General features: G+C 49.3%; 10 protein-coding genes and 1 pseudogene. 5 read left to right on the top strand and 6 right to left on the bottom strand.

Translation table 11 applies throughout. The features are described 5' to 3' along the window. Positions 1-127: 127 nt before the first annotated feature. On the bottom strand, positions 128-1138 hold the full coding sequence (locus PVOR_RS03695) for a LacI family DNA-binding transcriptional regulator (RefSeq protein ID WP_006207736.1): 1011 nt from the start codon (positions 1136-1138) through the stop codon (positions 128-130). Positions 1139-1353: 215 nt separating this feature from the next. Here PVOR_RS03695 and splB point away from each other — a divergent pair, with 215 nt between their 5' ends. Further along, on the top strand, positions 1354-2379 hold the full coding sequence (splB, locus tag PVOR_RS03690; protein WP_006207735.1) for a spore photoproduct lyase: 1026 nt from the start codon (positions 1354-1356) through the stop codon (positions 2377-2379). A gap of 126 nt (positions 2380-2505) precedes the next feature. On the opposite strand, the gene PVOR_RS03685 is transcribed toward splB, so the two are convergent. Beyond that, positions 2506-4527, bottom strand: coding sequence for a bifunctional diguanylate cyclase/phosphodiesterase (locus PVOR_RS03685; protein WP_006207734.1), 2022 nt, complete (start codon positions 4525-4527; stop codon positions 2506-2508). Between the two features lie 373 nt (positions 4528-4900). Continuing rightward, positions 4901-5209 (bottom strand): winged helix-turn-helix transcriptional regulator, encoded by a 309-nt coding sequence (locus PVOR_RS03680; protein WP_051449079.1) that lies wholly within the window; start codon positions 5207-5209, stop codon positions 4901-4903. Positions 5210-5428: 219 nt separating this feature from the next. Between PVOR_RS03680 and PVOR_RS03675 the strand changes: the two genes are divergently transcribed. Then, positions 5429-5647, top strand: coding sequence for a hypothetical protein (locus PVOR_RS03675; RefSeq protein ID WP_006207732.1), 219 nt, complete (start codon positions 5429-5431; stop codon positions 5645-5647). Beyond that, positions 5644-6227, top strand: a pseudogene (locus tag PVOR_RS03670) (NAD(P)H oxidoreductase). The gene PVOR_RS03675 and the pseudogene PVOR_RS03670 overlap by 4 nt, the downstream one beginning before the upstream one ends. A 136-nt stretch (positions 6228-6363) precedes the next feature. Here the strand turns inward: PVOR_RS03670 and PVOR_RS03665 are convergent. Continuing rightward, the gene (locus PVOR_RS03665) at positions 6364-9411 is read right to left on the bottom strand and encodes an FG-GAP-like repeat-containing protein (RefSeq protein WP_006207730.1); all 3048 of its coding nucleotides are present in this window, start codon (positions 9409-9411) and stop codon (positions 6364-6366) included. A 196-nt stretch (positions 9412-9607) separates the two neighbouring features. On the opposite strand from PVOR_RS03665, the gene PVOR_RS03660 reads away from it, so the two are divergent. After that, the gene (locus PVOR_RS03660) at positions 9608-10021 is read left to right on the top strand and encodes a DUF2500 domain-containing protein (protein WP_006207729.1); all 414 of its coding nucleotides are present in this window, start codon (positions 9608-9610) and stop codon (positions 10019-10021) included. Positions 10022-10259: 238 nt separating this feature from the next. Here PVOR_RS03660 and PVOR_RS03655 read toward each other — a convergent pair whose 3' ends face one another. Next, complete coding sequence (locus PVOR_RS03655) at positions 10260-11210, bottom strand: phosphotransferase enzyme family protein (RefSeq protein WP_006207728.1); 951 nt, start codon at positions 11208-11210, stop codon at positions 10260-10262. Between the two features lie 211 nt (positions 11211-11421). On the opposite strand from PVOR_RS03655, the gene PVOR_RS03650 reads away from it, so the two are divergent. After that, complete coding sequence (locus PVOR_RS03650) at positions 11422-12045, top strand: TetR/AcrR family transcriptional regulator (RefSeq protein ID WP_006207727.1); 624 nt, start codon at positions 11422-11424, stop codon at positions 12043-12045. Positions 12046-12114: 69 nt separating this feature from the next. Here PVOR_RS03650 and PVOR_RS03645 read toward each other — a convergent pair whose 3' ends face one another. Continuing rightward, positions 12115-13254, bottom strand: a complete 1140-nt coding sequence (locus PVOR_RS03645) for a toxic anion resistance protein (RefSeq protein ID WP_006207726.1) — start codon at positions 13252-13254, stop codon at positions 12115-12117. Positions 13255-13349 lie beyond the last annotated feature (95 nt).

Below are 13349 nucleotides of genomic sequence, written 5' to 3'. Positions count from 1 at the left end.
TGTTTTTTCTCTATTTTTTGTAAGCGATACCTAAATCGTTTTCGATACTGCCAAAAAAATACCGAAAACGATTTCGAAATGAGCCTAAAATAAAAGCTTTCTTCACGCGAAAACGTTTTCGATAACATTATTGCACCATTATTGTCTCTCTGTCAACAATTTCGAAAGAAAGAATTTTGTGATATCCTGGCGTTTGATTCTCCAGCATCTTGATGACTTCCTCAAATGCCGAATAGCCGATTCTTGTGAAGTCCTGCCTGACCGTTGACAACCTGGGAGTCGTATAACTGGAGAGTACGATATCGTCAAAGCCCATGATGGAGATATCCTCTGGAATTCTAATGTTCAGCTCGCGGCAGCGCGTCATAAATCCGATGGCCATCAGATCACTGGATATAAAAACTGCGGTCAGATTCGGATGCCTCTCCAAGTACGGCTCGGTAGCCTCATACGCTACTTGCTCGCTGAAATCCGCTTCGATTACCCGCTTCGGATCATATACGAGTCCCGCCTCTTCAAGTGCTTCCCGGTATCCCTGAAGACGCTGCACGCTAACCGCTGCAAAATTGTGCCCATTGATCATGCCGATCTCACGGTGCCCTTTATCAATTAAATACTCCACGGCTTTTCTGGCGGCGCCTACGTTGTCCGTAATGACCGATCCGGTATGGGGACCGACAATGTCTGCATCCACTACCATGCATGGAAACTCACTGTTCACCAGCTCGTCAAAATATGGATCCGTTGTACGTAGTCCTGAAATCACAACGCCGGCAATTTTGTTTTCCTTACAGAACTGCCAGTACGATTTATCCTGCTGTTCAGACAAACTACGCGTATAGATCACCACTTCATATTGATAATGCTGTGCTGCGGCATAGACGCCGGTCATGATTTGAAACATAACACCATCTTTGCCGTTTGCCTGTTCAAAGTTCGATATGATCAGCGCAATGGTCTTGGTGACCTTGTGCTTAAGGTTTTTGGCAAGGCGATTCGGGAAATAGTTCAGCTCCTGCGCAGCCTTCATAACCTTTTCTTTGGTGGTTTCGCTTACATCGGAATAGCCGTTCAGAGTCTTGGAAACGGCTGAAATCGATACATTTGCCAGCTTGGCCACATCTTTGATTGACACCATTTATATCACCACTACCATTCGTTAGATTCACATACTATTGTATCCGTTACCAGTAAAATAGCAACAAAACGGATAAATTAGGAAGAAAAAAACGGTTCAATATCATACAAAAAGTGTAAATAATTTCAGCCTTTCCGGGGCTCTGTGGATGCATGATCGCATCTTCCATTGCAAATCCTATACCTGGATTTATTACTAGTATGGGAGGAATTCAATTGGAGCGTTTTGACCCGGAACTGGTCTTTTTCGAGCCGGCCGCTTTGGAGTATCCGCTTGGCAAAAAGCTTCATGCATGGTTTGAAGAGTTAGGCACTCCCATCAAAATGACCACTTCCCATAATCGGGTAACCGGCATTCCGGGGGAGACCGAAACTGAAAAATACCGCAACGCTAAACGCACCCTCGTTGTCGGGATTCGAAAAACTCTGGAATTTGATACGTCCAAGCCGTCTGCAGAGTATGCCATCCCGCTTACCACGGGATGTGCAGGACATTGTCATTACTGCTACCTCCAAACTACTATGAGCTCGAAGCCTTATGTTCGGATTTACGTCAATCTGGATGAAATTCTGGATCGGGCGAAGCAGTATATCACAGAACGTTCACCGGAAATTACCCGGTTCGAGGCGGCTTGTACCGGCGATCCCGTCTCCCTGGAGCATCTGACCGGAGCACTGGCATATTACATTGAATTCATGGCTAAGCAAGAACATGGACGGCTCCGATTCGTGACCAAATTCGCCAACATTGATTCCTTGCTGAACGTCGAGCACGGCGGACATACCCGGGTCCGATTCTCCATCAATTCCGATTATGTCATTCGGTATTTCGAGCCCGGAACCTCTTCCTTTGAAGAACGGATCGAAGCAGCGGGCAAAATTGCGGAAGCCGGATATCCGCTGGGTTTCATCATCGCTCCGATTGTCAAGTATGACGGATGGCAAGAGGGCTATTGGCATCTGCTAGAGAAGCTTCACGAGCGGTTAAGCCACGTAGAGGTAAAGGATCTAACATTTGAACTCATTCAACATCGGTTTACCAAAACAGCCAAAAACACCATTTTGAAGCGTTATCCGAAAACCAAGCTGGACATGGAAGAAGAAGACCGGCAGCTTAAATGGGGAAGATACGGAAAATTTAAATATGTCTATAAAGCAGAGACCGTTGAAGAATTCCAGCAGCTGTTCGAAAAGGGAATCAAGGAATATTTTCCAAAAGCGGAAATTGCGTATTTCGTGTAATCGGGTACACGCACCCAGCCCTGATCCGAAACTTTATTCTCCGCTCAACATGATAACGGACACCTCACGGTGCCCGTTATTTTCCGATATGTTTCTATTGATCTATCGTTAATCTAAGACCTTCCTCTATCCCATAACCTCGATCGTTTCGGCCTTGTGATCTTGCTCGTACATCCAGACATCAATCTCATCAATATCCATCGGTTTGCCGTAATAATACCCCTGCATGACATGACAGCCGAGTCCGGTCAGAAAGTCGATGTGCTCTTTATTCTCCACACCCTCGGCAATCACATCCAGATTTAAATTCTCTGCCATGAGAACGATGGCGTTGATAATCGCCCGTTTACTGGGCGTATCTAAATCGTTGGTGAAGAGGCGGTCCAGCTTCAGTGCATCGATCGGAATCCGGTCGAGCAGCCCAATCGAGGAATAACCGGTTCCGAAATCATCCATGGACACTTTAACCCCTAAAGCTCTGATGTTCTCAAGCTGTCGAATAATGTCGTTCACATCGTGCAGCACCATGGACTCTGTAATCTCAAGCTCTAACAGATGCGGGTCCAGCTCCGCCTTGTCCAGCACATTCCGAACAAGCTCCAGCAGATTATCGCCGTGAAACAGCCGAATGGACAAGTTCACCGAGACGGGCTGAACGATTCCTCTCTCCTTCCATGCCCTGCACTGCTTGCAAGCCTCCTCAAGCGTCCATCGGGTCATCGGTATAATGAGCCCCGTCTCTTCGGCAATCGGAATAAATTCAAGCGGCGATATTACACCCAAGCGGGGATGATTCCAGCGAATCAACGCTTCAAACCCGACCAACCGGTTGCTTTTCACATTCCATTTCGGCTGATAGACGATGAAAAATTCCTTAAGCTCAAGCGCTCTCTGCAAATCCTTCTCCAATTCCATTTTGCGGACCTCTTGAACGCCCATCTCCTCGGTGTAGAGGCATTGCTGATTCTTGCCGAGTCCCTTCGCCTTATACATCGCCGTATCCGCATTCTTCAGCAGCGTGGACCTGTCCGAGCTATGAACAGAACCGATGCTGATTCCGATGCTTCCCGTAACGTACAATTCATTGCCATCGATAAAGTATACGTTTTTAATTTTTTGCAGAATATCTTCAGCCAGCCGCTGGGCATACATCGGATCGCTTTGCTTCAAAATGATGAGAAATTCGTCTCCGCCGATTCGGAATACCTGCTGGTAGCCTTGAATGAATTGACGCAGTCGATTCCCCACCTCCTGAACGAGCATATCCCCAACATGATGACCGAGTGTATCGTTGATGGCTTTAAATTGATCCAGATCCAGAAATAAAACACTGATCTTCTCCGTTTCGGAATTACTTTCGAAGAAGCGGTTCATTTCATTGCGGTTAGGCAAACCCGTAATCGTATCCTGATAGGCCAGCTTTTCCAGCACATGCCGGTCAAAGAACATGGCCCCCCACGAAATCAACAGAATCGCAAAAATCGTAATGGTCACACAGTACAACAGAAAGAGATCCACAGACTGCGGCTCATGCTGAGTGATCATGCCGGAATGAGGCTCAAACCGTGCAGCCATCATTCCTGTATAGTGCATCCCGCATACGGCAAATCCCATAATGACCGCGGAGCCCCACTTCAGGAAGCTGGACTTGGAATGATTGCGAAAGCGGAGAAACAATATTAACGCTGCATAAGATGCAGCCAGTGCAATGATGGCAGACAATACCCAAATGACCGGGTCATAGCTTATTTCCGCGTGCATAATCATGGCTTCCATCCCCATGTAATGCATGGTCACGATTCCGCTGCCCATAATCAAACCACCGATGGCGATTTTGAACCAGTTGATGTCTCTGGGCATGGTAATGTAAAAAGCGATGAAGGAGGAGACCACACTCGCCAGCATTGACATGATCGTCAGAGCAACATCATACTTCACGTTCATATTCATATGCAGGGCCAGCATGCCAACAAAATGCATCGACCAAATTCCGCTCCCCATCACCATTGCGCCGCCAAAAAGCCAAAAGAACCTGGATTTGCCGCTCGCATCTGAAATCTTGGACGTAATATTTAAAGCGGAATATGAAGCAAGTATAGCAATCACGATTGAAAGCCCAACAATATAAAAATTATAGCTGCCGTCCATCTGAGCTGTGCACACTCCTTTTTCGACTAATTCTTAAGTCCTATGATGATCATACGTTTCCTGTCGGACAACGTTCCTGTTTCATTCCGTATCTCAAACCTGTTCGTACCGGGAAAATGCCAAACTCTGATTATTTATTACAGCCTCCCTGCCCCCGCATCCTATTCCATGATAACCAAGTGAACTATTCAATTTCTCGACAAGCTCGGTATCGTTCAAAAGCAGCAAAATATGAATTGAGTCTAAAGAACTAGATATTCAACAAATCTCTGGGTATTCCCTCTATTACTTTAGAAATAATGGAAAATAAAGTGGTTACAGCGAAAAAATAAAAAAAACTGCGGAACGCCATAGTTCGGTCCGCAGCTTGCTCTTATATATTGCCCTCAAGGGTGCTTACCTTCGTTTTTTCATTCAAATACTTCTCGCCCCAGTCGCAGATTTGATCCAGGATCGGCTGCAGCGAGTCTCCCAATTCACTCAGCTCGTATACTACCTTCGGCGGCACTTGATTAAAGACCGTTCGAGTAATGATCCCATCCTCCTCCAGTTCCCGAAGAGTCTGGGTCAACATCTTCTGCGTAATGTCCGGCATCTGCTTTTTAATTTCGCTCGTTCGCTTGGGACCATAACTTAAGTGGCACAGTACAATGACCTTCCACTTGCCACCGATCACATCCATCGTCGCTTCAGACGGAATATTGTATTTCCGCTCCCCGTTCACCCGTATACCCCTCCCCTCAAGTGTAGAGTTATATCGACTTCCTACAGGCACTTCCAGGTATTAATGATACTTTTGGGTACCTATAGAACTATTAAGTGCGTACTTCCTTCCTGTCATTATATGATACATAATCTCCTTAAGCCAGTGCTGCAGCAAATTATTGGAGGTGGAATCGCGATGACACTTATTTACATTGCTGGCGGTTATGGTGTAATCGGCAGTGCGCTTAGCATTCTGCTCTCCATTGAGCGCATTCTGGGCTGGGACGGCTCACCGCCTGCCCCGGGAGGCTTTTACCTGTCCGAAACATTAGTGCATGCAGATGCCGCAATGTCGCGTATTGAACAATTTGGCATACAAATTTTCAGAGAAGAAAGAGAAGGTGAATTTTTATGAAAGTACTAACGGTTGTCACACACCCACGGGAAAATTCCTTTACGTTTGCAGTTACCACGAGATTTGTGCAGGGGCTTCGGGATGCCGGGCATGAAGCGGAAGTACTGGACCTTCATCGCATAGGTTTCAATCCGGTCCTATGGGAGGCCGACGAACCCGATTGGTCTGATCCTAAGAAGCTTTATTCTCCCGAGGTTGAAGCCGAAATATCACGAATGAAGGAGCACGATGCACTGGCTTACATCTTCCCGGTGTGGTGGTATGGGGTCCCCGCGATGCGAAGGGGTATATCGACCGTGTCTGGAATCAAGGCTTTGCTTACGGCGGCGGCTCGAAGCTTCACCATAAACAGGTGTTATGGCTGGCCTTGGCAGGCGCTTCAGAAGACCATTTTGCCAAGCGCAGCTACGATCAAATGCTCTCCCATTCCCTCAATGTCGGGATCTCCAATTACTCCGGAATCGAGAATTCCCGAGTAGAGTTCTTCTACGACACCCTGGAAGCTATACCGGAGCACATGGAGGGCTTGCTGGAGCGCGCTTATCAGTTGGGACTGCATTATGCGGATCTCAAGGGATAAAGAAATCACTGCTTCATAAAATAGGGTCAAACGTTCGTACGACAAAAAAAGCGACCTCCCTCGGAGGCCGCTTTCTGATTGATAAAACCCTACAGCTATCCATAGAACTCTGGAGTTTCTATGGATCCACATGCAATCATGGTCCCAACACACGGGACAGTCTAACGAGCAGAACGGCTGCTTCCGCCCGCGTCATCGGCTCGTTCGGAGCAAAACGGTTAGCGCCTCTTCCTTGGAGCAGTCCATAATCTGCAGCCGCTTGTACGTACGGCTTAGCCCAGACTGGAATCCCGCTGTCATCAGCATAGGAGGTATTCCCGTCCATTTCACCGGACTCATTCATCACACGGGACAGCACCGCGGCGATCTCGGCGCGCGTAATCGGCTGGCCAGGCCGGAAGGTGCCGTCGGCATAACCGATCATAAGACCTTCCGTAACCGCCATATGAACCCCATCATGAGCCCAGGCAGGTATCGAATTGCCATCGGTAAAGCTTATGGAAGAGCCGGTTAGATCGGCTTTCAGCAATCTTCCCATCATAACCGCCCATTCGGCGCGGCTGACAGAAGCATGGGGACGGAAAGTACCGGATACGTCTCCCTTAACAATCCCGAGCGTAAAAGCCTTCTGGATGTCGGGCTCGGCCCAATGCCCCTGTATGTCAATAAAAGAGTTCTGAATCTCTTGATTCGGCTGTTCCCCTGTCTCCTCCAATGGCTCCCGCTTCAAGGTAAGGCGATAGGTTGTCGCCGATCCATCCTCAGCCTGAACACGAATCGTCAAGACATTATCCCCGTCCTTTAGAGGAACCGTGTAACCAGAGGTTACCCGCTCACCGTTGATCTCAACTTTTGCAGCAGAATGCATGATACGAGGGCTCACTACAACTTGAGCTTCCTTGGTGGTTACCGTATAATCGTAAACCCCTGCCTGGAATGGTGGAGTCAATGTGATTGGTTGGTCCCCTGCCGTAAGGCTCAGCTGCTGCAGCCTGGATTCCGAAGATAGTACCGATGGAACGGAGCCCGAGGACGATGATCCTGATCCTGACCCTGACCCCGAGCCGGAACCCGGAGCTGATGCAGACTGAATGGTCCCTTCAAGCCCTGGGCTGGCATTTCGGGCCGCATCCACTGCTTTAATCGCAAAATTATAGGTCGTATTCGCGGCCAAGCCGTTTATTGTATAATTTCTAGTTGTTGCAGGAACAGATTGTATAATCGTACCGCCTTGATATATTTCATAAGCAGCAATTCCCCTGTCGTCACTTGCTGCTGGCCACTCCAGGGTAACGGCACTTGACGTAACACTGGAGAATATCAGCTTCGCGCCAGTTTGCCATGAAGGCGGGGACGTGTCCGGAGAATCCGGCGGCACATCCTTAACGAGTGTCATCGTGACAACGGCTGACGCCTCCTGAGCGGATTCATTACCAGCGGCATCCGCTGCGGTCACAACGAATGCGTAGGTACCCGGACTGAGGTCACCGATATCAGCAGGCAGTATTGAGCCGTCGGCTGCACTGAGGCCCAGCCCAATCGGTGCTCCCAATTCTCCGGCATTTACTGTGCCGTCCGCATCGGCATCTACCCAAGGGTACGCCTTCACCATCGCTCCAGCTTCGCTGACCGCACCTGCCTCACCGTACAATTGATCCGGCATTCCCTGATACTGATCGATGATACGAAACTTGGAGACATCAAGGACAGGGGGCGTTGTATCCGGAACAGCTACCGGTTCACGAATCGTCACTTCGGCTCTCGCAGATGCTCCAAGAACAGCACCGTTCGTCGGATTACCCAGTTCAACAAAAAATGTCCGATCCCCCTGATCCCCATTCCTGCCTATAATGGAAATGGGATAAGACTTGGTTGTCTCTCCTTCATTAAACACAAGCAGCTCATCAACGGAGTTATAATCCGTACCGGCAATTGCTGTTCCTTCTATTGTGCGAAGCGAAACCTTGGTTTGACCGTAGCTGCCTGCTGCCCGGTAGACCGAAACCGTCACGCTTGCCGAATTCTCGGCAGCCTCGTATCGATCCTGCGCCAGGGACACAACACCCTCAGCAGCACTGTTGAAGATTTTAATATAGCCATAACTGATATCGATTATATCCGCTTTGCCGTCCCCGTTAAAATCCCCCGAAGCCACCGCAGATGACGGCCGGTCGAAATATGTCCGGGCAGATTGAAAGGTGCCATCCCCGTTGCCCAGCAGTATCGGATTGGATGAATCCTGGACTCCTCCGAGGAGATCCAGATTACCATCCCCATCAAAATCAGCAACCTCAAGATCTAGAGGAGAATGCCCCAATGGAAGTGTAATAACAGGCCTGAACGTTCCGTCCCCGTTACCAAGAAACACGTTCGCCGTGTGATCTCCATTGGCGGCTAACGCCAGGTCCATGTACCCGTCTGAATTCAAATCGGCTGCTTGAAGACCAATAGGCGATCTTCCCGAACTGATGGCCAATACGGAAGTAAACCCGCCCTGGCCGTCACCAAGCAATATGTTTACGTTATTCGATCCTACATTAGCAACAGCTAAATCCACGATCCCGTCGCTATTCAAATCCTCAGAGGCTACACTGCGAGGTGACATCCCTACAGGTACTGTGATCGCTGTCCTAAATGTTCCATCACCCATGCCCCGCAAGATGGATACGGTGTTGGAGCTGTTGTTCGTTACGGCGAGATCCAAGATCCCATCCCCGTTAAAATCCTTAGCTGCCAATCCCACTGGCCAATTGCCTGTCGGGTACGCCACTTGTTGTTCGAATGTCCCATCCCCGCGTCCTATCAGAATGCCTACCGTATTATCCACGGCATTCGACACTGCCACATCTGCATGCCCATCGCCATTAAAGTCGGCAACAGTGACCGCCCGAGGAGACCTCCCGACAGAAGTATCCTGCTTCATCTGGAAGGTTCCATCCCCGTTACCCAGGAGAACAGATATTTTATTTTCCACCAAATCGAAAACAATGACATCCGCTCTTCCGTCCCCATTGACGTCATCTGCCACAGCGTCGTAAGGATTTGTTCCCGCGCGGTATAACACGCCATCCTGAACTAGCAGTTTGTCCGCGGCATGCCCCTGTAAGGGTGCAGCCAACAGAGACAGACCCAGAAGGATCGGTAGCAATCTGCGGGCTCTGACTACACTTTTCTCCAGCTTCAACTCTCATTCCCCCTTTTAAGCAAATCTATTATATCTCAACCTTTCCAACGAAAAATCCCCCTGCAGGGGGATGTGGGGCCATTACTTATTGCTTCAGTAGGATCGTCGGCAGACATATTTCAAAATTTGAAACATTTCAACCATGGGTACCGTACATATAAACAATGAAAATTACGGACAGAAGGAGGTACCGTCGATGATGCCCCAAGGAATGTCTTTTGGCGGAGGGTTTGATTTTATGTTTACGCTGGTTCCCATTCTGATCGGGATTGTGTTCGTTATTGTGATTATCGGCTTCATCTCCAATGGCGCCCCCTATGTCAAGAATGCCAAATCGCCACGCACTTCCGAATTTGCCCGGGTGGTCTCCAAACGGATGGACGTCCGCCATCATACCAATCACCACAACGACGACAACGGAATGATGCACGCGAACCACTCGTCCCGCACGTATTATTACATCACCCTCGAATTTGATAATGGAGAACGGAGAGAGTACCTCGACGTCAAAAATCTATACGGTCTTGTTGTGGAGGGAGATACCGGCTATGCTTCCATCCAGGGCGATTGGATCGTTGCGTTTGAGCGGAATCTGCAGCCGCAATCCTAATGGATATGAAGATCATACCATTCTAAATTGCAACCGTGCTCCTACTTAAAATATCGCCACAGAACGACAGCCTTAGCTCCGTGATCATCTCGGGACTAAGGCTGTTGTTCATAACATCGCAAGAAAGGCAGTGCCGTCGTAAGCCATTATTTTGGGATTGATATGGACACGGACAGCACTAATGACGCTGCCAGCAGCTCTCTCCGGGACACGCCGCCCTTCAAACCAAAGCCAATGCTTATTCAAATGTTGGGAAACTTCGCAGAATGGTTTCCTTACGCCCCTTCATGTACCACTGCCCCCACGGATGGAGGTTGTCGAACTTTCCCCCGCAGGCTTGGAACAGTTTGATATAACGGCCCATTTCCCGGAGCTTCATGAAGTATGGGATTTCCCGAAGCCACTTCTCCTCCAGCTGATGCTCTCTACGATATCCATCCAGGAACGGCATAAGGAATTTGCCCGGGTCCGGGTCGGCCCCTTCGGTTAAACTTGAGAAAAAAGCAGCCACCGCAATATCATCAATAAACCATGAATACCGACTCGCATCAAAATCAATCAAACACAGCGAACTCCCATGAACAAAAAAATTACCGTAATGAAAATCAGCATGAATCAATCCATAAGTCTCCGCTGACACCGGAAGGGCTGAGATATAATGGAACAATGCCTGGTGCCGAGAGATGATCTCCTGTTCGGATGGTGGTAAATCGATATGCAACACCTTTTGGGCTTCAAATGACCAGTCCGGCCGTTTCGTGACAGGATCCTGGTGAACGTACGCTTGGGTGATGCGGTGCATATGGCCCATGAATTGGCCCATTCCCCTGTATAGATGCTCATTGGCATCATTCTCTCCCACCGGACGCCCCTTGGCCTCCTCGTAACATACGGCCGTATATTCACGGCCTTCCGCCGGGATGCGCTCCGCCATCTTCCCATCTACCGAGTACAGCGGTCTCGAAACACAGACACCCTTGCTTGCCAGAAACTCGACCCACTGTACTTCGCCTGCAATCTTTGCATACGGCTTGTGGGACTCATCGGTTATACGCAGGAAAACCTTGCGCTCTCCATGCCGATAGGAGGAAATCAAGCTATGCTCGGAGTCATGCGTTTGCTCCAGATTCTTTTCCAGCAGTCCGAATTTGTCTGCAGCTTCTATGCTCCACTTCATCCGGTGTTCCAATCCACAGCACCCCCTAACAAACTAAAGAACATTCCATTCCATCAGCCTAACCAAAAAGCGACCCTGTCAGATCTACGGATCACACTCCTCCTCTGCTCCAAGGGTAACCCTCCCAATCCCTTTTTCAATTCCAATTGTTGTGGTCAAAATGTTGGAGGGATATAATACGGGAGATAGATAAAATCGTCATGCATGAAAGAGGACCCCTATTATGAATCCTGAAACTCGCCATACCCGAACCCAACTCATCATAGAAGCAGCCGAGCATGTGTTTGCACATAAAGGCATTGAAAAAGCCACCATGCAGGATGTGGCCACCGAGGCCAAAATAGGCGTAGCGACCGTTTTTCGCTTTTTTCCCCGCAAAGAGAAGCTTGTTGTTGCGGTTGCGACGAAGAAGCTGGAGGCCGTCCTTGAGACCTTTCACTCCATCGCTGACCTGCCGATTTCCTGCATCGAGAAGCTGGAGCTGTTCTTCGACAACTTCATTTCCCTGCTGGAGCAAAAAGCCAGTTCCAACGTCAAGCTGCTCGAGAATTTCGAGAGTTATGCCGCTCAATTCACGGAGCCTCTCGAAGATATCGAGCTGTTTAACGCCGTCTACCGGAACATCTCCAAGGTATTCTCGACCATTGTCGAGCAAGGCATCCAGGACGGGTCGATTCAAGCCGACCTTCCGATCTCCGAGACGCTCTCTACCATCATCAATACGTTTGGTATTTTTGCCAGAAAGCTGTCCCTCCAGAAGAACATTCTGGTGGTCGAGCCTGACCTCGCGCCCGAGAAACAGCTGGCTATTCTTAAGCACATCCTGCTCAATTATTTGAGAACATAAGGATGAAGTCCCCATAAAAAAGAGTGCGCAGCACCCTATCTGCTCACTCTTATTTCGTTATGTCCACATCTACAAACCCAGCTTATGTCCCCGCTCCAAGCGCTGAATCTGCTCTTCGCCCGTTACGGCCAGTTCGCTGAACTGCTGGATCGTCTCCCGCATCCGCGGAAGAGCCTCCTGCTTGTAGGTGCTGATGGAATCCAGAGCCGACAGCACATCCGTGAACGCTTGCTTCAACGTATCCACGGAAATACTCGTTTCGAGCGATTGCTTGTGAATGGCAGCACCCTGATCCTTCAGCATTTTGGAGGTTGCGCTGATCAGGTTATTCGTGGTTTCGTTCAACAGCTCGATTTTCTTCAGGACAATCTTCTGATTATAGAGGGCGCTGGCTACCGTCACCGAGATTTTGAGCGCCGATACCGTTACGTTCCTTGCCCGATCCACGCCGCGGATCAACTCCTTGTTGTTCCGGATGACGACTTCAATAGCCATGATCCCCTGCTGGTTCACGACCAGCATCTGCTGCAGGTCCATCACCCGCTGGCGCAGCGGGAACAGTACCTCCTCGGTAATGAACCGGATTTTGTCCTCCGACTCCTGGCGTATTTTGGCCGCCTCAATCTGGGATTCGATTTCGGTGTCCATCAGCATACCCAGCTGAATTTCCTTTTGCAGCCTTTTGGTGAGCTCGCGGAGGGCCTGCTGCTCGATCTCGAGCGTGGTATTGTCGTTCTTTAATACCGTCTTTCCTTTATCCAGGGAAATGATGATATCCGAAATCACGGCATCCGCTTTTTGAAACTTGGCAAAATATCGCCGGAGCGGGTTAAACACCATGCCCAGAATCCCGCTCTTCGCAAAATCGATGACGCTCGGGTCCAGATCCTTCAGCTGCAGCTGCAGCTCCGTGAGCCCTCTGGCAACCTGGCCGCCTTCGTCCCCGGTTTTGGATAATCTTCCTACCGATACTTGCAGCAGTCCATTCTTCTCCGAAGAGGATCTCATCGTGCCCATACCGAAGGTGTCAATGGATTGCAGTACCTGTCTTCTCTTCTCGAGTGATTCGATATCCAGCTCCATGATGGCCTGCACGTTGCTCGCTGCCAGCTCCTTGAGCTGCGTGACTTCCTCTGGCTCGGGCTTCACCTGCTCTTCAATCGCATGCTTAATCTCTTCGGGACGAATGACTTCCATCGTAAATGACAATATAACCCCTCCTACAAGTTTCTGTAAAAACTTCGATATCAGAATAATATAAGATGCCCTTTCCTTCCGAGATAAGGGGTATGCCTCTAGAGTTT

It is taken from the genome of Paenibacillus vortex V453 (genome assembly GCF_000193415.1).
Taxonomy (GTDB): Bacteria; Bacillota; Bacilli; order Paenibacillales; family Paenibacillaceae; genus Paenibacillus_AQ; species Paenibacillus_AQ glucanolyticus.
Note: the sequence above shows the minus strand (reverse complement) of the source record. Positions and strands in the feature narration are given on the sequence as shown.